The following is a 22,295-nucleotide window of genomic DNA, read 5'->3' as shown; positions in this document are numbered from 1 at the left end:
TTTTGTGCGATTTTGACCGTTCCGCCGCAGCGCCCCGATCCGCTGAAAAGACCTTCGTCAGGGCTTGCACGGCGTAAGCTGCTATCCCGCGCCTTACAGCGAAAGCGGCGGGACATGGAGAAGCTGTTCCCGCAGCGCTGTCTTGGCGGCCTTGGACATCCACAATCCGCCATCCCGCTTGAAAATCACCCCCGCCTTCTTCCGGCTTTTCAGCCAGTCCTCCACAAAGCTGGGGGCGTAGCCGCCGGTGGAAAAAGCCCCGCCGCAAACGATCATGTTGGGGAACTCCTTCAGGTACGCCTGCTCCGTCACGCCGGGATGGGCATTCTCATAGAGCCAGAACTGGATGTCATAGAGCTGGCAGGAGTTCTCGTCCCCGTGGAGCGCGAAATAGCCCTTGTCCTCCACGATTTGGACCGCCAGCCCCCGGATCAGCCGCTCCACTGCCTCCGGCTCGCCGCTCTGCTGACACAGCTCCGCCAGCAGCGGAGAAAAGGGCGCGGTCCGCGCCATTTCCAGCGCCTCCGCCTTTTCCTCCTCCGGGTCCGGCTCGTAGACCTTCTCGTTCACCAGTCCCCGGATGAAGTCCTCGAAGGTGTCCGCCAGCGGGGTGATCTCATAGTCATATTCCTGATCGATATGGACCACCTTTGGCTCCCCCTGGGGGCCGCATTCCCGGTAGTCCAGGAAAATCATGTCATGTCCCGCACTGGGGCAGTCGCAGATGGCCACGCCGATGGCGGGGTACTCCCACTCGTCGATCATAAACTGACTGCCCAGCTCGCCGCAAAGGGAGTACGGCTTCTCCCGGCCAATGCCCATGATCCCGGTAATGGCTATATGGTCCTCGGCCCAGCTGGTGGGAGAGCTGGTGGGGAAGCAGGTGTTGACGGGGAGTCCGCCGTTGTGCCGCTTCATCAGCCAAATGTAGGACCCAGGCAGCTTGTAGCCCAGCTCCTGCTCCACGCTGGCGATCAGCTCGTCGCTGGGCGCCGCTTCGATGTACGCCTTTTTCGCATAGTCGCAGTCGTCCCAGAAATTTGTAAGATCAAAGCCCTCAAAATACATTTTATATTTCCTCCATCGATTCCGGCAGAAGCGCTGGCTGTTCATCTCCTGCCGCCTCCGGTCGTTCCGCGGCTTCCAACAGCCCTCCCGAACACCGCGGACGCAAGCCGGCTCCCCGTTCATGTCCGAACTGCGCCGCTGTGTTTCCATGTTATCGTTTTATCGATCAGATCCTTTTTATTGCGTCAAGTATAGCACGCCTTCAGTAAGATGTAAAGGAAGCGGTCAAAGTCATTCTTTGAATAGACAGGCCGCATTCCCATCCTTTTTCGGCCGCGAATCCAGCGGAGCAAGCCGGGGCCGAAAGCGAAGAAATCCTCTGTCCAGCTAAGAAGCCTCGCCGTAAGTCAGGGCGTATCAAATTTCGGAGGGAAAGGGTGTGTGCAGGACTGCTCCGCAGAGTGTGCCAACGTGCAACCGGGCGAGGCCCGGCTCTTAGCGCGCAGTAAACCGTCAGGGTTTTCCTGCACGATTTTAATCAGCCCGCCGCAGCGGCCCGGTTTGCCAAGGGCAAACCGGGAAGGCACCAAAAGGAAAAGACGGGCTATGCCCGTCTTTTCCTTTTGACTCCATGCTATAAAAAGACTTTTTTTACTGAAAACCTTTGTGCCACAATAGCTTCATGCATCGGAGCTGCAAACTGGAATTTACTTTAGCTTCCTCCGAATCATCAGCTTTATAATAGCTGCTGCCAAAAGAACAATCGTAAATATGAGATAAACTAAAATGCTCATGTACCATGGCGCTGACAGCATAGCATACAAATCGGGATGTGTTTTATAATTCCAGAATACATATATACCATGTCCAATGAAAACTCCGATGAATGAAGCAACTACTATGTTCAAAATATTATTTACTTTTTTCAACATAACAATTACCTTCACAATGCCGCTTTTACATATCACATCGCCAGGAGAAAATAAAGGGTAAAAGAAAATCGACAAACTCCTTGTCGAAGTTTGCCGATTTATCTGCAATATGCGGTTAAAATCGATCTCCCGTTCAACGGGCCACATCCCCCGTCCCCTCGACCGCGAACCCAGCGAAGCGGTCCGCGGTCGAAAGCGAAGGAATTCCCAACAGAGTGCAGTTTTCGGCGGAACCGGAAACGGAACGGTGTTGGGAATTCCTGAGCTGTACCAAGAAGAGAAAGATACTTTTTTACACAGTCCCGCCCTATCCGACCGCGAATCCAGCGGAGCGAATCGCGGTCGGAAGCGAAGAAAAAGCACGTCCGGCGTATGAAAAGGCCCTAAGGCCTTTTCATCGCCTTAGGGCTTTTTCTGAGCTGGTGCGCGAGGCGGGACTTGAACCCGCACGTCCGTAATGGACACTAGAACCTGAATCTAGCGAGTCTGCCAATTCCACCACTCGCGCGTTACGATATGCAGTTGCCCCTCTAAGGGGACCCACCGGAAACCTGTGTCTCCAGTGGGATTTTTGGTGCGCGAGGCGGGACTTGAACCCGCACGTCCGTAATGGACACTAGAACCTGAATCTAGCGAGTCTGCCAATTCCACCACTCGCGCGCATCGAAGTCTTTTAAGAGGAAATTGGTGCGGCTGACGGGACTTGAACCCACACGTCGAATTGACACCAGCACCTCAAGCTGGCCTGTCTACCAGTTCCAGCACAGCCGCAAATGACTGTCCCCCGGAAAAGACTGCTTGATTATTATAGCCAGAACCGCCGCCTTTGTCAACCCAAAATTTCCGCTTTTTCTAAAAATTTTTCCCCGCCGGAGAAACCGGCGGGGAAGGCATTCAGCGGTTTTCCATGGGGATATAGGAGCGGTGCTCCTCCACACACTCATACCGGGGCCGGATCAGCTTGCCGCCGCTGGACAGCTCCTCCATGCGGTGGGCGCTCCAGCCGGAGATCCGGGCCACGGCGAACAGCGGGGTATAAAGCTCCATGGGCAGGCCCAGCATCTCATAGACGAAGCCGCTGTAAAAATCGATGTTGGTGGAGAGGGCGGTCTTGTGCTGGCGCTCCATCAGCAGTTCCTTGCCGATCCTTTCCACATTCTCATAAAGTGCCAGCTCCTGGCCGCGGCCCTTCTCCTTCGCCAGCCGCTGCACGTAATTCCGGAACACCTCGCACCGGGGGTCTGTTTTGGTGTACACGGCATGGCCCAGGCCATAAATCAGGCCGCTGCGGTCAAAGACCTCCTTGTTCAGTATCTTCGTCAGATAATCCGCCACACAGCCCTCGTCGTCCCAGTGCCGCACATGGGTCTTGATATCGTCCATCATGGCCATGACCCTGCTGTTGGCGCCGCCGTGGCGGGGGCCCTTCAGGGAGGACATGGCCGCGGCAATAGCGGAATAGGTGTCCGTGCCGGAGGAGGTGACCACGTGATTGGTGAAGGTGGAGTTGTTGCCGCCGCCGTGGTCGGCGTGGAGCACCAGCGCCACATCCAGCGTCCGGGCCTCCAACTTGGTGTAGCTGCGGTCCTCCCGCAGCATCCGCAGGAAGTTTTCCGCCGTGGACAGCTCCGGCAGAGGCACATGGATGAACAGGCTCTCGCCCTGGCTGTACCGCCAGGCCTGATAGGCGTAGATCGCCAGCACCGGCATGTTGCTCAGCAGCTGGAGGCATTGGCGCAGCACATTCTCCAGGCCGATGTCGTTGGGCTTGTCGTCATAGCAGAAGAGGCTCAGAATGCCCCGCTGCATGGTATTCATCAGGTCCTTGGGAGGCGCCTTCATGATGATGTCCCGGAAGAAGTTGGTGGGCAGAGTGCGGTAGGAGGCCAGCTGGACGCAGAAGTCCTGCAGCTGTTCCTCTGTGGGCAGCTCGCCGAACAGCAGCAGATAGGCCGCCTCCTCATAGGCAAAGCGTCCCCGCTTTGCCGAGCCGGTGACGATCTCCCGGCAGTCAATGCCGCGGTAGTACAGCACGCCGTCGTCAGGGGTGATCCGCTCATGCCCGTCGCTGTCCGATAAGACGTTGTAGGACTGGATCTCGGCCACCCGGGTCAGCCCGGTCAGAACACCGCGGCCATCCTCATCGCGGAGGCCCCGCTTCACATTGTACTCCTTATACAGCCGGGGGTCGATGTAGTTCTTCTTCTCCCACTGTTCCTTCAGCGCCAGAATGGCAGGGGTGATCTCACAGTAAGCGTTCTCCCGGTTTTCTTTCCAGATCATAGCGGGGACTCCTTTCGGGAACGGCCTGCGCCGGTGATTTTATTGCAATATTAACACTGATGACTTTCATTTTCAATGGGTAAAACAACGAATATTCAGGATATTCCCACAAAAAATGCATCAAATAAACGGATATCTTGCATTTTGGAAAAACTGATTTGGTAAAAACGACGCCACCCGGCGGGGAATGGCGTCGTTTTTGGACGGACATTTGTCGTTTTATACAAAGACAGGCGGTTACAGTTGTGACAGGACTTCGCCGATGGGATCGGTGATGACCAGGCCGGCGGACAGGTCCCGGGCGACGGGAGACTTGTTGAGCAGGACCAGCTTGTGCCCCTGGTAGTAGTTGATCAGTCCCGCGGCGGGATAGACGTTCAGGGAGGTGCCGCCGATCATGAGGAGGTCGGCGTTGACGATGGCCTGGAGGGCGTTGTCCAGCGTTTTCTGGTCCAGTCCCTCCTCATACAGCACCACATCCGGCTTCACGATGCCGCCGCATTCACAGCGGGGGACGCCCTCGCTGCGGAGGATGAAGTCCAGACCGTGAAATTTGCCGCACCGCTCACAGTAGTTCCGGTGGACGCTGCCGTGGAGCTCCAGGACCCGCCTGCTGCCGGCGGCCTGGTGGAGCCCGTCGATGTTCTGGGTGACGATGGCCTTCAGCTTGCCCTGGGCCTCCCACTCCGCCAGCTTTCTGTGGGCGGCGTTGGGCCTGGCGTCCGGGGCCAGCATTTTGGCCCGGTAGAAGCGGAAAAACTCTTCGGGGTTGCTTTCGTAAAAGGTATGGCTTAAAATGACCTCAGGCGAATATTTCCATTCCTGGTGGTACAGGCCGCCGGTGCTGCGGAAATCCGGGATGCCGGATTCCGTGGAGACCCCGGCCCCGCCGAAAAAGACGATGTTGTCGGAGCCGTCCACCCATTCTTTTAGCTTTTTGACTGTTTCCGTCATCAAGACCCCTCCTTACCATGTATAAGTAGATATACGAGAATGCCAGCTCTGTGCCCCAGAGCAGCAGATCACCCAGGAACCATCCCCGGAACCGGAGCGCCCGCTGGAGATGTCCGGGCACGCAGGCTCCGTCAAGGGAAAGCGCGGCATTGGCGCAGGGCAGCGGCAGCGCGCACCGCAGAACACGTTTCATGCAATCCAACCTCACTTCACAAAAGGAGAATTTCCATGAATATCCAGATCTTCGGCACCTCGAAATCCTTTGACACCAAAAAGGCGGAGCGGTGGTTCAAGGAGCGCCGCATCAAATACCAGTACATCGACCTGCCCTCAAAGGGATTATCCCCCCGGGAGTACCAGTCCGTCAAGCAAAAAGTTGGATTTGAAGCCCTGGTAAACACCAAATGCCGGGCCTATGAGGACCTCTACATGGCCTACATCACCCCGGACGCCCAGGAGGAGAAGCTCCTGGAGCATCCAGAGCTATTTATGGCGCCTATCGTCCGAAACGGCAGAGAGGCCACGGTGGGATACTGCCCGGAGGTCTGGGTTAAGTGGGAGTGACAGGGCCGTCCCCGCCGGTTTTTCCGAATTTTGCATATACTGTAAGAGAAGGGGGGAGTGACTGTGAAAATACCGGCTATGCCGCGCAGCCGCTTTTGGCGGGGACCGTATCTGCTGGTCCAGCGGTATCTGCGCCATAATGTGGGGAACCAGAGCGCCGCCCTGGCGTTTTATCTGCTGTTCATGCTCTTTCCGTTTCTGATCTTTATCAGCGCCCTGCTGGGCCTGCTGCAATTGGATGTGGCGGCGATCCTGACGGCACTGGAGGAATTTCTCCCGGGGGAGATCGTGGATTTTGTGGAGATGTACCTGACCTATGTGGGAGCCGCTCCCAGTCCCCAGCTGCTGGTGTTCGGCCTGCTGTTTTCCATCTATTTCCCCATGCGGGCCACCAATTCCCTGATGCGGTCCGTGCGGACGGCCTACCACCTGGGACCGCCTCCGGGGGCGGTGACCCACGTGCTGAAGACCCTGCTGTACACGGTGCTGCTGATCGTCGCCATCGCGATGACCCTGACGCTGATGACCGTCAGCGACCGGATCCTGGCGTATGCCGTCGCCCATTTCCACCTGCCGGTTTTCATCGCGGAGCTGTGGGCCAGACTGCGGTTCCCCGTGGTGGCGGTGGTGGGGTATTTCGCCCTGTTCTTTCTGTACGCCCTGGCCCAGGACAGCCGCCAGCCCTGGCGGAATATCTGGCCCGGGACTCTGGCGGCCCTGGCGGCGTGGATGGGCTTGAGCTGGCTGTACGCATGGTATGTGGAGAACATCGCCCATTACTCTCTGCTGTACGGTTCCATCGGAACGGTGATCGTGCTGCTGATCTGGCTGAATATGACCTCCATGACCCTGATCATGGGCGCGGAGCTGAACGGGATGCTGATCAGTCTGCGCAAGGAGAGAGAAAAACAGCGCTGAGGAGCCGGACGCCGTCCGGCTCTTTTCCGCGAAATCGTAAACGTTTTTTGAATCCCGACACCCTTTTCTTTACATTGCTGGTAAAATGCTCTAAAATACACATATTAAGCAGGAACCTGTTCAGAAAGGATGGACCGATCTTGATGGAAGAAAAACTGAAGGAATATGCCAGCCTGCTGGTGCGGGTGGGTCTGAACGTGCAGAAGGGCCAGCGGCTGGTGATCTCCTCCCCTGTGGAGTGCGCCTATTTTGCCCGGATGTGCGCGGAGGAGGCCTACGCCGTCGGGTGCAAAGAGGTGGTCATGAACTGGCACGACGACGCCATGGCCCGGATGAAATACCTCCACGCGGAGGAGGAGATCTTCGACGAGGTGCCCCTCTGGCGCCGGCACTTCTTCAATGACCACGCCTTGGAGGGCGCGGCCTATCTGGCGATCTCCGCCTCGGACCCGGAGAATTTCAAGGGCGTGGACACGGGGCGCATCATCCGCGCCCAGCAGGCCAGCGGAAAGGCGCTGAAGGACTTTGACCGTTTGCAGATGTGCAGCGGATTCCCCTGGTGCATCGCCTCCATCCCCATCCCCAGCTGGGCCGGGACTGTGTTCCCCGGCGTGCCGGAGGACGTGGCCATGGAGAAGCTGTGGAACGCCATCTTTGCCGCCGTCCGCATCAGCGGCGACGGAAAGGCGGTGGAGAAGTGGCAGGCGCACCTGGCCACCCTCCATGAGCGGATGGAAAAGCTGAACGCTCTGAACTTCAAATCCCTGCACTACACCAACTCCCTGGGCACCGACCTGACGGTGGAGCTGCCGGAGGGCCATATCTGGGAGGCGGGCAACGATGTGACCCTCTCCGGTCAGGCGTATATCGCCAACATCCCCACGGAGGAGATCTTCACCTCTCCCCTGAAAACCGACGTCAACGGCGTGGTGTACTCCGCCATGCCCCTGGTGAACGACGGCACCATCATCGACAAATTCCACTTCGTGGTGAAGGACGGCAGGATCGTGGAGGCCCACGCGGAGCAGGGCGAGGAGGCCCTGAAGGCCGCCATCTCCGTGGACGAGGGCGCCAGCTTCTTCGGCGAGGTGGCCCTGGTGCCCTATGACAGTCCCATCTCCAACCAGAAGATCCTGTTCTACAACACCCTGTTCGATGAGAACGCCGCCTGCCACATCGCCTTCGGCGAGGCATATCCCTGCCTGAAGGGCGGCCAGCAGATGAGCAAGGACGAGCTGAAAGCCCGGGGCCTGAACGACTCCATCACCCATGTGGATTTCATGGTGGGAACGCCTGACCTGTCCATCGTGGGCACCACCCACGACGGCCGGGAGGTCCCGGTATTCATAAACGGCAATTTCGCACCGGATATCTAAGCGGCGGGAGATGCTCCCGCCATACATCAGAAAGAGGTAATCGATATGGCATATCAGTTGAGAGTTTCCGACGAGGATGTTTTGATCTGCGACGGTGCCCGTGTCGCCGGGGATGTGACCCTGGGCAGGGGCGTCAATGTGTGGTACAACGCCGTCCTCCGGGGCGACGAGGGCGCTATCGTAGTGGGCGAGGACACCAATATCCAGGACGGCGCCGTTCTCCATGAGGAAACAGTGGTGGGCGCGGGCTGCACCATCGGCCACAACGCCATTGTCCACGGCTGCACCGTGGGAGACAATGTGCTCATCGGCATGGGCGCGGTGGTCCTGAACGGCGCGAAGATTGGGGACGACTGCATCGTGGGCGCCGGGGCGCTGGTCACCGGCAAGATGGACGCCCCTGCCGGCTCCATGATCCTGGGAAGCCCCGCCAAGGTGGTCCGTCCCCTGACCGAGGCGGAGATCGAGGGCAACCGCCGGTCCGCCAAGGGCTATCTCCACGCGGCGGAGCATTACCGCAGGGGCTGACGCCATGATGGAGTGGAACAAACAGACGGTAAAGAGCCTTTTGCTGGTGGTCTGCGGCGGCGCGGCGTTTTACTGCGCCATTCAGCATCTGGATACCGTGGCCGGAGCTGTCGCATGGCTGCTGGGCATTTTGGCTCCCTTTTTGCTGGGCGGGGCTATCGCCTTTGTCCTGAACGTGCCCATGCGGGCCATCGAACGGCATCTGCTGCAAAAAAGCAGGCGGGCCGATAAGCTCCGGCGGCCCCTGGCTCTGGTGCTGACGCTCATCGCGGTGGTGGGCGTGCTGACGCTGGCCTCCTGTGTCATCGGCCCCGGTATAGGGGATGCCGTCCGGTCTATCGCCGGTCAGATCCCCGCCGCCTTTGAGCGGCTCCAAAACCAGCTCCAGAAGCTGGAGGAATATCTGCCCCTGCTGGAGGAATACCTGACGGAGATGGATATGAAGGACTGGAAGGACCTCTCCCAGAAGGCCATCTCCCTGGCCCAGAGCTGGGGCGGCAGCCTGATTTCCTCCGGCGGCGGGCTCATCGGCGGCGTGGTCAGCGGCGTCAGCACCTTTGTGATCGGCCTGATCTTCTCCTTCTACATCCTGATGCAGAAGGAGAAGCTGTCCCGGCAGGGGCGGCAGGTCCTGTACGCGCTGCTGCCCCAGCGGGGCGCGGACCGGACCCTGGAGATCCTGCGCCTGGCAAACCGGACCTTTTCCAGCTTCCTCTCCGGCCAGTGCCTGGAGGCGGTGATCCTGGGGACGCTGTTCGTCGTCGCCATGACCATCTGCCGGATGCCCTATGCCCTGCTGGTGGGCGTTCTCATTGCCCTGTCGGCGCTGATCCCCATCGTGGGCGCCTTTATCGGCTGCGGCGTGGGCGCGCTTTTGATCGCCGTGACAGACCCCTGGAAGGCGCTGGCCTTCATCGTGCTGTTCCTGGTGCTTCAACAGGTAGAGGGCAATCTGATCTATCCCCATGTGGTGGGCTCCTCCGTGGGCCTGCCCTCCATCTGGGTGTTGGCCGCCGTTACCCTGGGCGGCAGTTTGATGGGCGTGGCGGGGATGCTGCTCTTCATCCCCCTGTGCTCCGTGCTGTACGCCCTGTTCCGGGATTTTGTAAAGGGACGGCTGGCGGAGAAACAGGTGCCCGCCGGAAAGTGGCGGGATGATCCGCCGCCTTTTCCATAAAGCAGCGAAAAACCTCCGGAAAAGTTCCCGGAGGTTTTTTCATGTTTCTGTTGACAACTATTCTTGTCAGTGCTATCTTATGTTTGACAAGAATAGTTGTCAATTTGACAAAGAAAATCGTCAAGAGAGGAGGAAAGCTATGCCGCTGTATAACCGGCTGAAAGAGTACCGGGCGAGACTGGGCGTCAACCAGCAGGAGATGGGGGCCCTGGCGGGGGTATCCCGCCAGACCATCAGCCAGATCGAGCGGGGAGACTACTCGCCATCGGTGACGCTGGCCCTGAAGATCGCCAGGATCTGCCATGTAACGGTGGAGGACATTTTTTCCTATGAGGAGGACGGAGACCATGAATGACAATGTGAAGAAGGAAAACCGGCGGGCCCTGCCCAGATTTCTGCTGATCCTGGCAGGCGCTGCCGTGTTCGGCGGCGTGCTGGGCTTCTGCGCCGGGTGGATGGGCAGCTCCAGCGTGTCGGAGTTCGTGACGGAGACAGTGGACTATCTGCTGTCCGCGGTGATCCCCTGGCTGATCCCGGCGGTGTCTGTGGTCCTGCTGGCCGCCGCTGTCTTCCGCTATCGGAAAGCCAGAAGCCTGTTCAACACCTGGGACGGCGAGGACGAGGCGCACATCGACCGGGCGGAGACCTGCCTGGACCAGGTGCTGCTTCTGGGAGCGGTCGCCGTGGTCCTGAATTTCTTTTTGCTGTCGGCCTCTCCATACAGCACTGCGCCGGGCGGCGCGCTGGCCATCGCCGCGGCGGTTATCCTGGCCCTTGTCGTGATCATGGTCATCCAGCAAAAGACCGTGGACCTGACCCGCCGCATCAATCCGGAAAAGAAGGGCAGCGTCTATGACACGAAATTCCAGAAGAAGTGGTTTGAGAGCTGCGACGAGGCGGAGAAAGCGCAGATCGGCCAGGCATCCTACCGGGCCTACCGCGTTACAGGAACGGCCTGCATAGTGCTCTGGGTGGCGCTGCTGATCCTGGACTTCACATTCGGCATCGGCGTCCTGCCGGTCTTCGTAGTCCTGCTGCTGTGGGGAATTATGCAGGTGAGTTACATTTTGGAGTGCATCCGCTCATCCAAGCGGGAGAAGTAAGGAGGAACCAGATATGGATACGACGTGGATGTGCGTTGTTATCATCAAATAACTTGAAACGTGATAAATCCACTTTTCAAGTTAATGGACTATATCATGGTTTGCGTATTGAGAAATTCCAGAGCAGAAAAAAGGTGTAAAGGGCATCTGCCGCCGCGCTGAAATGGACCAAAAGCTCCCGCAGGCACCTTTACCTGCGGGAGCTTTCAAATCAACGGGCCTGCCTTTCTTGTTGGGAGAATCCGGCTGTCACCCGGCGTCAATCACCGGGCAAGTGCCCATTGTCGTTCCATTCGCCGTACATCACGCCCGCTCTCGTGTGCTCTATCAGCTTTTGCAGATAATCGTCAAAACGATCTGCGATCACCGCGATCTCGGCAGGGCCAGGCAGGTATTTGGCAACCTGCCCTTTCACACCCTTGCATGATGGCGAAAAGCCAATAAACAGCTGTGTCGCCAAATTCCCCGTTGATATAATCGGTCAGCCAGTCAAAATTCTCTTTTTGACGCATTTGTTCAGCAGAAAGCAGATAATAGGGATATTCCTCAAGGTCAGAACCCGAGAAATAAAAGGCGATTTTTTCCGGCATTTCCGCAGCATGCCTTTTTTGCTCCATCGATATACGTTTGCGCGATATTCATAAATGATTCTGCTTTTTGTGTGCATAAACTGATTTCCTGATGCGCATGAGCGGTATCGACCCCGGTTGATTGCGTTCAGCTTATCATACCAGATCACTTGCGGCAAGGGCACTCTATAAGACCGCCGGCGTTTCCGCCATACCTGCTGATTCGGCGCGAGTGCCGGGCAGCATGACTTGCCAGCGAAATGATTTTATGGTATCCTGATTCATCATAGATTTTATAGTCGGCACAGTGGAAAAGAATCCTTTGGATTCTTTTCCATGCAATGCTGCTGTGCAGCGCTGCAGGCTGCGTATGCGGTCCTCTGTGCCTGACTTCACAGGAAAGCATCGGCGGGCCAATGGCCCGCCGGTTGAAAAGGCGCACAAGCTCTTTTTCAACTGCGCTGCCCATACTGGGGGGCGTACCGCCGCGGACCTGGAAATGTATAGACAGCACGGCCCTGCGGACATGCTGTCTGTTGGAACAGCGCGGAGAAATTTTGGACGTTTAAAGCCAGAGAGGAAGTTGGTCTGTGAAAAATATGAAAAAAGTAGAGCAGAAAAAGGCGAAAAAGCGGGAGAAAAAGAACTTTCGCAAGGCCATGGAAAAGGAGCTGCGGGAACACAGAAGCTCCTTTATCGTGTTCTATATCCTGCGGGCGATGGTCATTGTGTCCCTGGTCCGCCAGATCATGCTGGGCAGCTATGAGAGCGCCTTTTTCTGCATCCTGACGCTGCTGCTGCTCTATCTGCCCAGCTGGGTCCAGGTGAAGCTGCGCATCGAGCTGCCGCCGCCTCTGGAGATCACGATCCTGTGCTTCATTTTCGCAGCGGAGATTCTGGGGGAGGTCAACGCCTTCTATGTGGTGGTGCCCAACTGGGACACCATGCTCCACACCCTCAACGGCTTCCTGGCTGCGGCGGTGGGCTTCTCCATGGTCTTGCTGCTGAACGACGACGAACGGCTGACCTTCGACCTGTCGCCCTTCTTCCTGGCGCTGGTGTCCTTTTGCTTTTCCATGACCATCGGCGTGCTGTGGGAGTTCTTTGAGTTCGGCATGGACTGGTTCTTCCACACGGACATGCAGAAGGACACGGTCATCCATGCCATCTACACCGTGGCCCTGGACCCCACGTTCAGCAACAAGGTGGTGGCAGTGCCGGACATCCAGGACGTGGTCGTCAACGGCAAGAGCCTGGGGCTGGGAGGCTATCTGGATATCGGCCTGCTCGACACTATGAAGGACCTGTTCGTAAACTTCATCGGCGCGGTGGTATTTTCCGTCACAGGCTTTTTCTACGCCAGAAGCAAGGGTGCGAAGAAAACGCCGGCCCAGAGCTTTGTGCCCAGCAAAAAGTCCGCGGAGCAGGACTACCTGCGGCAGGTCCAGGAGGAGAGCGGGACTGGAGAGGGACCGGAGAAGAAACCATAAAAAGGGACAGCGGCCTGCGGGACTGCTGTCTTTTTTCAGATACCGCCTTTGGGCCGCACAGCCGTTTCGATGACACAACCGTGGAAATCGGAGGATGATCAAATAATTTCCGTATTTCCTATTGACAAAGTAGGAAATTGGGATTATGATCCATATAACCTACTGGAAAGGTTGGTATAAAAATGGAAGGATGCAGAGCGCCATTCCGATGTCGCCGGTGCTGTGGCAGAGCAGAGATTGTAGGATAAAAAACAACACCGATTTTTGATCAGGAGGAATGGATCATGAGCAATCTTTATACGTCCGCGGACCAGCTGATCGGCCGGACGCCGCTGCTGGAGCTGACACACATTGAGAGGAGCGAGGGGCTGGAGGCCCGCATCCTGGGCAAGCTGGAATATTTCAACCCCGCCGGCAGCGTGAAGGACCGCGTCGCCAAGGCCATGATCGACGATGCCGAGGCCAGCGGGAAGCTGCGGCCAGGCTCTGTCATCATTGAGCCTACCTCGGGCAACACTGGAATTGGACTGGCCTCCGTGGCGGCGGCCAGGGGATACCGCATCATCATCGTCATGCCGGAGACCATGAGCGTGGAGCGCCGCCAGATGATGAGGGCCTACGGCGCGGAGCTGGTGCTGACCGAGGGGACCAAGGGCATGAAGGGCGCCATCGCCAAGGCCGGTGAACTGGCGGAGGAGATCCCGAACAGCTTTATTCCCGGTCAGTTCGTGAACCCGGCCAACCCCGCCATCCATAAAGCCACCACTGGTCCGGAGATTTGGGAGGACACCGGCGGCAAGGTGGATATATTCGTCGCGGGCGTCGGCACCGGCGGTACGGTGACAGGCGTTGGCGAGTACCTGAAGAGCCGGAACCCGGCTGTCAAAGTAATTGCGGTGGAACCCGCGTCCTCTCCGGTATTGAGCAGAGGCATCGCGGGCAGCCATAAGATCCAGGGCATCGGCGCGGGCTTTGTGCCGGATGTGCTGAACACGAAGGTCTATGACGAGATCATCACCGTGGAGAACGAGGACGCCTTTGCCGCGGGCAGAAGGATCGGCAGAGAGGAGGGCGTGCTGGTGGGCATCTCCTCCGGCGCCGCGGTGTGGGCGGCCATCCAGCTTGCCAAACGGCCGGAGAACAAGGGCAGGACCATCGTGGCTCTGCTGCCGGATACCGGGGACCGCTATCTTTCCACCCCGCTGTTCGCGGATTGACCCGGGAAACCGTGGCAGTGAAGACCGCAGAGCAGCCATCAAGATAAAAAGGACCGAAAATCGTGAGATTTTCGGTCTTTTTTGGCGTCCCGGGCCGGGCTCTAACCGGCGGCCTGTCGCTAGGAGTACGATGCACACCCTTTTACGGGCGAATGCCGTGTCGTGTAGAAAGCCCGGCAATCCTTTCTATTACAATGGATTGCCGGGATTTTTGTGCTAGATTTTTGCGATTGTTCCCTGCTGGTTTTAGGCTGTAGTTTTCCGTTTGTAGGCAGAAATGTTGGCAAGGCTCACTGCTTACAGATCCCCGGCTTTCATAAGATCAAAGAGCGCAGTTGCAAGGAAATCACATTGAATAGCCGGAAGAATTTCTTTATTAAAACTATCGTTGCTTACCTTGGATACACCCTTATCTCCGAGTGTTTCGACGATAGAGCCCAGGCCGGACGCAGCTTTGCCAAATCCCTTTCCCGGAGTACTGGCAACAATAATTGCGTTGCCGCCAACCTTTTTCCGAGTTTAGAGATTTTTTTGCCACTGGTATCCTCTAATGATTTCACACCAACAGCAAAAGTCTTTGCTGCGTCGGCAGCGTTGTCAATGAATGCGCCTACTTTGCGTGACATCTGATCCTGGGGATTTTTGAGAACATGCTGCTTCTTCCAGTTTTCAATAGCCCTGTCCTTGATGCTCTTCACACTGCATTCCTCATAGGCTACAACAATGGAATCCCGCAAATCGGTGTCAATATCTTCAAGGGACGAATAAGCCAAGTAAATGTATGCGCCAAAATCTCCACTTTGGAAGATCGAACAGCCATATTCATTTTCATAAACCAGCTTCGTCGCCATTTGTTTCACTTTGTCAACGCCTTTCGTTGATGGATAATAAATATAGTAATCGCAGCCATCTGCCTCTTCTGAAATTTTGCAATGCGCATTTTCAGCATTAACTTTAGATTATCCGCACTTTTCTTTTCCTTTCCATTTTGGGGAGGTGCTATATAAACACACATGCCCTCAATTGTACGTTGCATGGGGCTATCAACAGGAGGCTCGTTGTCGTACACAGGGCTGGCCTCTGACTAACTAATACATCATTGCAATATATTAAGTAATTGTGTTTTTGCGCTTTGCGACTTTTCTAAAAAGCCCCATGGAAAGCAAAAACGGGAAGTCCATGTAAGCAAGGCCTTCCGAATATGAAAAGTCCCGCTTTTCGATAAAACTGTTCGAAAAACGGAACTCATCCATATGGAAAGGGTGCTGCCCTCGCGGACAGCGCACCCTTCTGCTTATTGTTCCCTATCCATATCCCCTGTCTCAGGAGACTCCCCTCAACCCGTAGTTCCAGACAGTCCATCGGCCAATAGCCTGTCATAGTTGGCGGAATACAAATAGTAGCTGGCTATGTTCCTGCATATCCCATCTGAGGAGATGCACAGCCCATCCTCCCGAGTCATAAAAGCGCCCAACACCTTCTGAGGCTGGGCAAAATACATGGCGAATTCCGGGAAAAGATATCCGTCCAGCTGGCGCTGGACCCGGGTGGAAATCACTTCCAACAGCAGTTCCGGCGCAAAGCCGTCAATGGAGTAGCCTGCGTCCAGCATCTTATGGTAGGTTTCATAAGAAATCATCAGCATTTCCAAGCCGGCGGGCTCCGTCCCCTGTGCGCTATAAATCGCGGCAAGACCTCCCTGCAGGTTTTTCAAGGCGAAGGTGAAATAGTCCGTGCGGTCCTGCACATATTTTGTAATCTCGCGGACAGCACAGGCGGTCCAAAGGTCCCCATACTGTGCGGGTTCCTTCGTGAGCATACGGTCCAGCACCTGCTGCGCCGCCCAGAGCCAGAGGGGGTCTTCCGTCATCCCGTAGAGGCGGCACAGCGCCGTCACGCCCATGCCGTCCCACTGGGCGGAGCGGAACTGCTCTTTCCGGCTCAAGTCAGAGGCATCCAGTACATGGGTAAAGGTCCCTGTGCTGGAATCCAACAGTGATAGAATCCCAGATCCCAGCGCCTGACAGGCGGGCAGATAAGCCATATTTTCCGAGGCCCCGGCGCAGTCCGCCAGGGCGATGATGCTTAGCGCAGAATCCTCCAGCGTGATCTCGCCGTTATCCAGGAGGAACCCGATGTCCTGCTCCGTATAGGCGATTTGGCTGACAAGCCAGTCTGCAGACCGGTCAATGCTTTTGGCCAGTGTTTCACTGGGGTGCAGCCGGTAGCCCTGGATCATGGCGCTCAATACCTCGGTATGGCGGGGGATGGACAGTGGTTCCCCGCCGGGCAGGAGTACGCTCCCATCCTCCTGCACCTGGGCCGCCAGGTATTCGGCGCCGTCAAGCGCCAGGGCTGCGGCAGTATTGCCGTCTACGGCGGGAAACTCCCGGCGGCCATAGCTTAGCTCGTCCAGGCTGAGTTGGGAAACGCCGCCCTCCTCGCCGCACAGCCAGCCGGCACACTGGAACGCCGTATAGCTCTCCGGCAGAGAGGCCAATGGCGCGCGCCCGGTTTCCTCCAGGTAGGCGTTGAGCCGCTCCAGGTCCACGCCGCCGTTTTCATAGTCATAGATGCCCGCAGTATTGAGCTCTGCCTCCAGGAGGGCGGTTTCATAGGCGGGATCGAAGGCCAGCCCATAGCGGAAGCAGCCCGCCCCGAAAACCTCGCCGATCCCTTTCAGGGCGTCAGCGGAGAGGGCGGCGGATACATAGACCAGGTCTGCCTTGAGCCAGAGGGGGAAGGGGCCTCCCTTTTTCAGAGCCTTTTCGGCGGCCTGCTCCCCGGCGGCCCAGGCGGCGTCCAAAGTTTCCCCCGTGCCGCTGTAAACGCTGGCCCGGTTCTCTCCGTCGCAGACGGAAAAAAAGACCGCATACCCCGCCTCACCGGCCGGGTTTTCCTCCAGCTGCTCCCGCACTTGGTCAGACAGCGCAGCCGCACGCAGAGACTCCGCCTTGCTCTGGAATGCCGCTGTGCTTTCCCTGGATCGCTCCGTTCCGGCGCAGCCGGCCAGAAGCCCTGCCAACAGGACGGATGCCAGCGCCATCGCCAGAAGTTTTTTTCGCCTCATGGGAGTGCCTCCCTTCATTTTTTACAGCTTGCCGGTTTTTAAAGGAACAGCCGGGGCCCCGGAAGGCCCCGGCTGTCTGTTTGCGCAGGGTTCAGAAATTGTTTTTACATTTGCTCAGGCTTCTTCGCGCTTCTTAAGCAGATACAGGGCCATCAGTCCGCAAGCGGACAGAACGGCCATGGCATACCACGCGCAAGAGATGTCGCCGGTCTCGGGCACGTCCGCCAGGGGCACATCCTCATCGGGAATGTCAACCACAGGTTCCTCAGCCAGAGGCACGTCCCCGTCAGGGATTTCGACCACAGGTTCCTCGGCCAGGGACATGTCACTGTAAGGGACTTCGACCACAGGCACCTCGGTCAGAGGCACATCCTCATCCGGAATTTCAACCTCGGGATCGACAGGATCGACAGGGTCGTCAGGATCGTCAGGATCGACAGGATCAACAGGATCATCGGGCTCAGGCTCGGGTTCGGGCTCGTTTTTCTGTATCTGAGTCGGAATGGGCTTCAAGATGTAGGGCTTGAACTCGAACCCGGCCTCAAAGCCCTCAGCCGCGTCCGCGGACGGCGTTACGCCTACCGGGGCACGCTTCGTGTAGTGCGCCGCCGTTTTCAGGGCCACCGGGGCCGTCTCCGTCCCAAAGGTAGAAACCTCTGTGTTTCCAATGGCATTGACGTCCACCGCCACGGTCGGCTCCACGGTTTGCTTCCGGGCCTCCAGCTTGGCAAGCGTGCCCAGCTTCTCCACATACAGGTAGCCGTCCAGGTGCAGGGACGCAGTGGAGGTATCGTTGATATAGCAACTCGCACCATGGTCCAGCTTCAGTACCCATTTCTCGACGCCCTTCGCAGTCAGCTGATCAACGCCAACCGTACCCGACTGGCTTACGATGGTCTCCCCATAGGGGTTAAGGTTCGTCGTATTGAGCTGGTTGCTTGTTCCTGTAAACAGGCGCTGCTCAAGGTTACTGATACCCTTGTCAGCTTCGTACATATTGTCCTCGCTTTTTGTCTTATCGACAAGCTTTACTCCGCTCGCAGTTTCGTCCCAGTAATAGAGGTCCTTGCCCTGGGTGCTGTGGTAAGCCGTGTCGTCGCAGGCATTGTTGTTGAAGATATTCTCCGTATTGTCTGTGAAAATATCACCGACATAGATCTTGCCCGCCGTGTACCAGGTGTCTCTCGACCCGGTGACTCCCCAGCTCTCGTGCGTACTCTGGTTCTTAAACGTTTGCTTGACAAAATTGTTCGCGTCAACCAGCGCCTGGTTGTTATGGGCCTGCACCTCGGCGTTGTAAGCTTCCACCACGGCGTTATAGGCTATGACCTGCTCCTGGGTCAACGCACTGGCTGCGGTTCCATTAGTGTCAGTCTTAAGAGTATGATTGACCTCTTTGAAAACTTCAATGTTCTTCTCTTGCTGATCCTTGATTTTGTTCCAAATGCGTTGGTCGCTGTTTTCCTCTTTCGCGTTCCAGTCAGCGGCTTTCAAGTTGTATTTGTCCGCCGCCTCGTTGTACTTGCCGACCGCCGTGTTATAGTTGGTAACGGAGGTGGCGTAGTTTTCAACGCTGGTCTTGTACGTCTCTTTCTTGGTGGTGAAGTCCGCGGCCCGGTCGTTGTACGCCCCAATCGCCTTGTTGAAGTCCTGGGCCTGCTCGTTGTAGCTCTTCGGGGCCTCGGGATCCTCGGAAGCGGCCTGCGGGGCGGGGTCGTTCTCAGTCTTTACTTTCCCGGCCAACGTGTTGTAAGCATCGACCTTCTCGCCGTAGGTATTGACATCAGCGTTGTAAGCATCGACCGCGGCCTGCGCTTCGCTCAGGAGCGTCTCGTAGTTTTTCTTCTGCGCCACGAACCCGGCCAGCTTGACCTCGGCGGCGTTGAGAGCCCGAATGGCGGTATCGACCGCGGCCTTGGCGGCGTCAGACTCCGTCTTCAGCTCCCCGGCCTTCACGTCATAGTCCTTCTGGATATCCGCGAGGGCACTGTTGTAGGTATCGCACGCCTGCGCCCAGGCCTCGTGGGCCTTCAGATAGCTGTCGTAGTCCTGGCCCTCCCGGAAGGTGGGCTCGTCGCCGACCGCGGGCAGTTTGGCAACTGCGTCCTGGAACTCCTTGTTCAGGTCATCCTGCTGCTTCTTGCAAGCCTCCATCTTAGCGTTGGCTTCCTTCACAGCATCCTCGGCGGCCTTTTTCTCGGTGTCGGTGTAGGTCTGGCGCTGCTTTTCCAGCTCCGCCAGCGCGGCCTTAACGCTCGCGATCACCGCAGGGTCGGAGGCCTCCTGCGCCGCTTTGTTCAGATCGTCGACCTTCTCATTCGCGGTGTTGACCTTCCCGGCGATCTGCTCCTGGGCTGCGTTGAGCTCCTCGACCTGCCGCTTCACTTCCTCAAAAGAGGTTGGCTTCGCAGCAGGAGAGACGGGCGGCTCGCTCGCGGTCTGGACGGTGTTCGTGGGGGGCTCCTGGGAACCCGGCTTCATGCCCTCAAGGGCATTCAGCGTGTTCCCCGCCGTACCCAGCTGGCCGTCCGCCGAACCCAGGGCGGTTTCCAGCTGGTTCATCGTCTCCGTCAGAGCGTTCGTGGCGGTCTCTACAGCAGTAAGGCTTTGGTTAAGGATCGTTTCGGCCTCGGTCAGAGTTCCGCTTGCATTATCGAAGCCGCTTATAGCCGCATGTTCGTCATCGGTATCGCCAAACTTGGGCGGTTCCGGCGCCGATTCCCCATCTTTCGGAAGGTCGGTGACGTTGATATACACGTAGGCGTAGTCATAGTCCGTGGCGTTCTCAGGAACCTCGACGGACTCCTCCTTCGGAGTGGTATCCGAAATGGTCTTCTGAGTAGTCTCCGTCGAACCTCCGTCCTCAGCGAACGCTGTGACCTGAAGCATCCCGACACACATGACCAAGCTCAAGGACAGAGCAAGCCCACGTTTGACCGCATTTTTAAATGTATTTTTCATAGTTGGTTCCTTTCTTTGCATTCCGGACGCAAAGAGTCCGGCAGCCGGGCTGCCGTGTCGTCGGAGCAGATTCCATACCCCTCGCCCTCAGCTAGCGCCGAGAGCTTGCTCACTTGCCCTTTCTTATCCGCAAACCCGCGGGTTTGCGGAGCACTATCAGATCGGTTCGACGATTTAGGCCCCTCGCTTTGCAGTCCCACGGTTTCCCATGGTTTGCTATTATCGCAACCCGGCCAGCATAGCGGCATATGCCGCCGCAGCTCCTCGGCTTTGCGCCCCACGGTTTCCCGTGGTTTGCCCATCACCGGTCGAAATGCAGCCCGCCGCCGTCGGTGGCTCCGCCAGCGGGCAAAGTCTGAGGGGGATCGCTCCTCATCACAATGCCTTCTTTCCTTATTCTATCCCTATTCTATGCCTCTGGTGTCTTCTTGCAAAACCTATCATGTAAATTTTCCTCGGCAAGCTTCCGGGCCTTTACCGCGTCCTCAAACCGGTTGTAGCGCCGCTTGCCCTTGAAACAGATCATGGCCCCTCGGACGAGTGCCGGTCCACCCCGGGGGCGCCGCTGGTGTTGTTCTGGATGCCGAAGTTCCCGGCAGTGGCAATGGCGGTCAGCATGGCTTTCGGCTTTCCTGCTTCAATAATGTTTTCTTGCCATTGATGCATAATAAGGATAGTATAAAATTTCCCCATTATCAATACTTTTCCAATATTTTCTATAGACAAATTGGAGCTGCAAAAAGGAGTTTGTTTTATGATATGATAATTGACAATTTTGCGATCAGTAAATTGGCCGCAGCTCGCATGGCTTCGGTTTTGGGCCATGCCCTGTGCAGTGCCGTTGCAGGGTGCGTTTTATTGGTACAGCGCCAGAAAAGGGAACGGTGATGGTGTGAAATATGAGGTTTTCAATTCGATGTCGTTGATATAGCGGAAACGCTGAACACCGGTCGGAACAAGATCTACGCCCTTATCAGCTCCGGAGCGATCAAAGCCCTTCGAATTGGGAACCATTACCGCATTCCGCGGGAGGCCTTCATTGATTTTTTGAAGTCACCCAATGTCCCGGCATAAGCCGAAACGGCCGTCCACCCTGATTGCGGTGGGCGGCCTAATCATTATGGCAAAAGAGGAAAAATATGTCAATCCGAAAACGTGGAAACAGCTACCAGGTCATATATCGCTGCCCCGGAGAAAAGGTCCCCCGCACAGAGCCCTTCAAATCTGAGGATGAAGCCCTGATCCGGGGTATGCAAATCAAGTTGGCAAAAAAGAACGGCTCCTTTGAGCCTCCTGTTAGAACCGCGAAAGGGGCAATTCAGCAGAAAAGGGATATTACAGTCAGGGATTTCCTGAAGGAATATGTAGAAGTCTATGGGCTGAAAAAGTGGGGCAACTCTTATTATAGCATGAGTACCGGCCTCATTAAGAATTCATCTAATCCTTATCTTGGGGAGCGGTATGTGAGGTCGCTGACTGTCCGAGATATAGATGCCTACTATACGCTTCTTTTGGATCAGCCCGCCGTTGTAGTATCTGGCCACATGGATACGGGCGCTAAGATTACCGCTCATACAGTTGGCCGCATCCATAAACTTCTCAAAAGTGCTTAAAGTGAAAGCACAGCAGGCCGAGTACAAGCGGATGATGGGTGAGGAATATCATGAGCTGGATATGGTTGTGGCACAGATCAACGGCCATCCCTACGAACATAATATCATCGGCAAGCACTTCCGACGGCTAATCGAAAACTGTGGCCTGCGTCCGGTCGTTTTCCATAGTCTGCGGCATAGCAGCACATCCTTGAAGCTGAAACTGAGCCGGGGCAATATCAAGGCAGTTCAGGGAGATACGGGTCATGCGGAGGCCCGCATGGTGACAGATACATACGCCCACGGGTTTGACGCAGATCGTAAGCTGATAGCACAGGAAATGGATACAGGGTTTTTCGCCAAAGTGGAAAGCGCCGCCACAGGAACAACCTTGGGTGCAAAGACTATCCAACAGCTTAAATCACTGATTCTGGCACATCCGGAGCTGTTATCCGAATTGCTTAAAGGGATAAAGGATGAAGAGAAGTTACCCACTAAAACCTCTTAAATGTTGGCAAGTGTAAGCAAAGGAGTGCTTTTTGGACTCTATAAA

At 56.7% G+C, this 22,295-nt stretch carries 21 protein-coding genes, 3 tRNA genes and 1 riboswitch; of the genes, 12 read left to right on the top strand and 12 right to left on the bottom strand.

Annotated features, from left to right (window positions below; translation table 11 throughout):
• Positions 1-93: 93 nt before the first annotated feature.
• The 6 genes from Q0Z71_RS17110 to Q0Z71_RS08545 form a co-directional block, all read right to left on the bottom strand.
• The gene (locus Q0Z71_RS17110) at positions 94-1,068 is read right to left on the bottom strand and encodes an SMI1/KNR4 family protein (protein WP_363316695.1); all 975 of its coding nucleotides are present in this window, start codon (positions 1,066-1,068) and stop codon (positions 94-96) included.
• Positions 1,069-2,360: 1,292 nt separating this feature from the next.
• Positions 2,361-2,448: transfer RNA gene (locus Q0Z71_RS08565), tRNA-Leu, on the bottom strand.
• A gap of 64 nt (positions 2,449-2,512) precedes the next feature.
• Positions 2,513-2,600, bottom strand: a tRNA-Leu gene (locus tag Q0Z71_RS08560).
• A gap of 25 nt (positions 2,601-2,625) precedes the next feature.
• Positions 2,626-2,711 (bottom strand) — tRNA-Leu (locus tag Q0Z71_RS08555).
• Positions 2,712-2,834: 123 nt separating this feature from the next.
• A complete protein-coding gene (locus Q0Z71_RS08550; protein ID WP_298020908.1) occupies positions 2,835-4,223 on the bottom strand; it encodes a citrate/2-methylcitrate synthase in 1,389 nt (462 codons plus the stop codon).
• Between the two features lie 237 nt (positions 4,224-4,460).
• Complete coding sequence (locus Q0Z71_RS08545) at positions 4,461-5,177, bottom strand: NAD-dependent protein deacylase (protein WP_298020905.1); 717 nt, start codon at positions 5,175-5,177, stop codon at positions 4,461-4,463.
• 228 nt (positions 5,178-5,405) lie between these two features.
• Between Q0Z71_RS08545 and Q0Z71_RS08540 the strand changes: the two genes are divergently transcribed.
• The 7 genes from Q0Z71_RS08540 to Q0Z71_RS08510 all read left to right on the top strand — a co-directional run bounded on the left by Q0Z71_RS08540 (position 5,406) and on the right by Q0Z71_RS08510 (position 10,843).
• A complete protein-coding gene (locus Q0Z71_RS08540) occupies positions 5,406-5,741 on the top strand; it encodes an arsenate reductase family protein (RefSeq protein WP_298020902.1) in 336 nt (111 codons plus the stop codon).
• 63 nt (positions 5,742-5,804) lie between these two features.
• Positions 5,805-6,659 (top strand): YihY/virulence factor BrkB family protein, encoded by an 855-nt coding sequence (locus Q0Z71_RS08535; protein WP_298020899.1) that lies wholly within the window; start codon positions 5,805-5,807, stop codon positions 6,657-6,659.
• A 143-nt stretch (positions 6,660-6,802) separates the two neighbouring features.
• The gene (locus tag Q0Z71_RS08530) at positions 6,803-8,035 is read left to right on the top strand and encodes an aminopeptidase (protein WP_298020978.1); all 1,233 of its coding nucleotides are present in this window, start codon (positions 6,803-6,805) and stop codon (positions 8,033-8,035) included.
• 45 nt (positions 8,036-8,080) lie between these two features.
• Positions 8,081-8,563 (top strand): gamma carbonic anhydrase family protein, encoded by a 483-nt coding sequence (locus tag Q0Z71_RS08525; protein WP_298020896.1) that lies wholly within the window; start codon positions 8,081-8,083, stop codon positions 8,561-8,563.
• A gap of 4 nt (positions 8,564-8,567) precedes the next feature.
• On the top strand, positions 8,568-9,740 hold the full coding sequence (locus tag Q0Z71_RS08520; protein WP_298020892.1) for an AI-2E family transporter: 1,173 nt from the start codon (positions 8,568-8,570) through the stop codon (positions 9,738-9,740).
• A gap of 139 nt (positions 9,741-9,879) precedes the next feature.
• Positions 9,880-10,095 (top strand): helix-turn-helix transcriptional regulator, encoded by a 216-nt coding sequence (locus Q0Z71_RS08515; RefSeq protein WP_298020889.1) that lies wholly within the window; start codon positions 9,880-9,882, stop codon positions 10,093-10,095.
• The gene (locus tag Q0Z71_RS08510) at positions 10,088-10,843 is read left to right on the top strand and encodes a DUF3169 family protein (protein ID WP_298020886.1); all 756 of its coding nucleotides are present in this window, start codon (positions 10,088-10,090) and stop codon (positions 10,841-10,843) included. The genes Q0Z71_RS08515 and Q0Z71_RS08510 overlap by 8 nt, the downstream gene beginning before the upstream one ends.
• Before the next feature lie 347 nt (positions 10,844-11,190).
• Here Q0Z71_RS08510 and Q0Z71_RS08505 read toward each other — a convergent pair whose 3' ends face one another.
• Complete coding sequence (locus tag Q0Z71_RS08505) at positions 11,191-11,433, bottom strand: hypothetical protein (RefSeq protein ID WP_298020883.1); 243 nt, start codon at positions 11,431-11,433, stop codon at positions 11,191-11,193.
• A gap of 578 nt (positions 11,434-12,011) precedes the next feature.
• On the opposite strand from Q0Z71_RS08505, the gene Q0Z71_RS08500 reads away from it, so the two are divergent.
• Both Q0Z71_RS08500 and cysK read left to right on the top strand, forming a co-directional pair.
• The gene (locus Q0Z71_RS08500; RefSeq protein WP_298020973.1) at positions 12,012-12,902 is read left to right on the top strand and encodes a hypothetical protein; all 891 of its coding nucleotides are present in this window, start codon (positions 12,012-12,014) and stop codon (positions 12,900-12,902) included.
• A gap of 284 nt (positions 12,903-13,186) precedes the next feature.
• Entirely contained in the window at positions 13,187-14,119 is a 933-nt protein-coding gene (cysK, locus tag Q0Z71_RS08495) for a cysteine synthase A (protein ID WP_298020881.1), read from the top strand.
• A 392-nt stretch (positions 14,120-14,511) separates the two neighbouring features.
• Here the strand turns inward: cysK and Q0Z71_RS08490 are convergent, their stop codons facing one another.
• The 5 genes from Q0Z71_RS08490 to Q0Z71_RS08470 form a co-directional block, all read right to left on the bottom strand.
• Positions 14,512-14,970 (bottom strand): hypothetical protein, encoded by a 459-nt coding sequence (locus Q0Z71_RS08490; RefSeq protein ID WP_298020878.1) that lies wholly within the window; start codon positions 14,968-14,970, stop codon positions 14,512-14,514.
• A gap of 5 nt (positions 14,971-14,975) precedes the next feature.
• Positions 14,976-15,188, bottom strand: a complete 213-nt coding sequence (locus Q0Z71_RS08485) for a hypothetical protein (RefSeq protein ID WP_298020875.1) — start codon at positions 15,186-15,188, stop codon at positions 14,976-14,978.
• A 267-nt stretch (positions 15,189-15,455) separates the two neighbouring features.
• A complete protein-coding gene (locus tag Q0Z71_RS08480; protein WP_298020872.1) occupies positions 15,456-17,189 on the bottom strand; it encodes a hypothetical protein in 1,734 nt (577 codons plus the stop codon).
• Positions 17,190-17,303: 114 nt separating this feature from the next.
• The gene (locus Q0Z71_RS08475; RefSeq protein ID WP_298020869.1) at positions 17,304-20,150 is read right to left on the bottom strand and encodes a doubled motif LPXTG anchor domain-containing protein; all 2,847 of its coding nucleotides are present in this window, start codon (positions 20,148-20,150) and stop codon (positions 17,304-17,306) included.
• A gap of 220 nt (positions 20,151-20,370) precedes the next feature.
• Positions 20,371-20,459, bottom strand: a riboswitch (cyclic di-GMP riboswitch).
• Positions 20,460-20,672: 213 nt separating this feature from the next.
• Positions 20,673-20,843 carry a hypothetical protein gene (locus Q0Z71_RS08470; RefSeq protein ID WP_298020864.1) on the bottom strand — a complete coding sequence of 57 codons (171 nt, stop codon included), beginning with the start codon at positions 20,841-20,843 and terminating at the stop codon, positions 20,673-20,675.
• A 234-nt stretch (positions 20,844-21,077) separates the two neighbouring features.
• On the opposite strand from Q0Z71_RS08470, the gene Q0Z71_RS08465 reads away from it, so the two are divergent.
• The 3 genes from Q0Z71_RS08465 to Q0Z71_RS08455 all read left to right on the top strand — a co-directional run bounded on the left by Q0Z71_RS08465 (position 21,078) and on the right by Q0Z71_RS08455 (position 22,250).
• Positions 21,078-21,224: an excisionase family DNA-binding protein gene (locus tag Q0Z71_RS08465; RefSeq protein ID WP_298020970.1), complete on the top strand. Its 147-nt coding sequence runs from the start codon at positions 21,078-21,080 to the stop codon at positions 21,222-21,224.
• A gap of 65 nt (positions 21,225-21,289) precedes the next feature.
• Complete coding sequence (locus Q0Z71_RS08460; protein ID WP_298020861.1) at positions 21,290-21,763, top strand: hypothetical protein; 474 nt, start codon at positions 21,290-21,292, stop codon at positions 21,761-21,763.
• Position 21,764: 1 nt separating this feature from the next.
• Positions 21,765-22,250 carry a tyrosine-type recombinase/integrase gene (locus tag Q0Z71_RS08455; protein WP_298020858.1) on the top strand — a complete coding sequence of 162 codons (486 nt, stop codon included), beginning with the start codon at positions 21,765-21,767 and terminating at the stop codon, positions 22,248-22,250.
• The last annotated feature ends 45 nt before the right edge of the window (positions 22,251-22,295 follow it).

It is taken from the genome of uncultured Dysosmobacter sp., from assembly GCF_947631635.1.
Taxonomy (GTDB): Bacteria; Bacillota; Clostridia; order Oscillospirales; family Oscillospiraceae; genus Oscillibacter.
This window is presented reverse-complemented; position numbering and strand designations above follow the sequence as displayed.

Bases quoted from the DNA above. Each gene is read 5' to 3' on its own strand.
- Q0Z71_RS17110 (WP_363316695.1), bottom strand. From the start codon at position 1,068: ATGTATTTTGAGGGCTTTGATCTTACAAATTTCTGGGACGACTGCGAC.
- Q0Z71_RS08550 (WP_298020908.1), bottom strand. From the start codon at position 4,223: ATGATCTGGAAAGAAAACCGGGAGAACGCTTACTGTGAGATCACCCCT.
- Q0Z71_RS08545 (WP_298020905.1), bottom strand. From the start codon at position 5,177: ATGACGGAAACAGTCAAAAAGCTAAAAGAATGGGTGGACGGCTCCGAC.
- Q0Z71_RS08540 (WP_298020902.1), top strand. From the start codon at position 5,406: ATGAATATCCAGATCTTCGGCACCTCGAAATCCTTTGACACCAAAAAG.
- Q0Z71_RS08530 (WP_298020978.1), top strand. From the start codon at position 6,803: ATGGAAGAAAAACTGAAGGAATATGCCAGCCTGCTGGTGCGGGTGGGT.
- Q0Z71_RS08525 (WP_298020896.1), top strand. From the start codon at position 8,081: ATGGCATATCAGTTGAGAGTTTCCGACGAGGATGTTTTGATCTGCGAC.
- Q0Z71_RS08520 (WP_298020892.1), top strand. From the start codon at position 8,568: ATGATGGAGTGGAACAAACAGACGGTAAAGAGCCTTTTGCTGGTGGTC.
- Q0Z71_RS08515 (WP_298020889.1), top strand. From the start codon at position 9,880: ATGCCGCTGTATAACCGGCTGAAAGAGTACCGGGCGAGACTGGGCGTC.
- Q0Z71_RS08510 (WP_298020886.1), top strand. From the start codon at position 10,088: ATGAATGACAATGTGAAGAAGGAAAACCGGCGGGCCCTGCCCAGATTT.
- Q0Z71_RS08505 (WP_298020883.1), bottom strand. From the start codon at position 11,433: ATGCCGGAAAAAATCGCCTTTTATTTCTCGGGTTCTGACCTTGAGGAA.
- Q0Z71_RS08500 (WP_298020973.1), top strand. From the start codon at position 12,012: ATGAAAAAAGTAGAGCAGAAAAAGGCGAAAAAGCGGGAGAAAAAGAAC.
- cysK (WP_298020881.1), top strand. From the start codon at position 13,187: ATGAGCAATCTTTATACGTCCGCGGACCAGCTGATCGGCCGGACGCCG.
- Q0Z71_RS08490 (WP_298020878.1), bottom strand. From the start codon at position 14,970: ATGGCGACGAAGCTGGTTTATGAAAATGAATATGGCTGTTCGATCTTC.
- Q0Z71_RS08480 (WP_298020872.1), bottom strand. From the start codon at position 17,189: ATGAGGCGAAAAAAACTTCTGGCGATGGCGCTGGCATCCGTCCTGTTG.
- Q0Z71_RS08475 (WP_298020869.1), bottom strand. From the start codon at position 20,150: ATGAAAAATACATTTAAAAATGCGGTCAAACGTGGGCTTGCTCTGTCC.
- Q0Z71_RS08470 (WP_298020864.1), bottom strand. From the start codon at position 20,843: ATGGGGAAATTTTATACTATCCTTATTATGCATCAATGGCAAGAAAAC.
- Q0Z71_RS08460 (WP_298020861.1), top strand. From the start codon at position 21,290: ATGTCAATCCGAAAACGTGGAAACAGCTACCAGGTCATATATCGCTGC.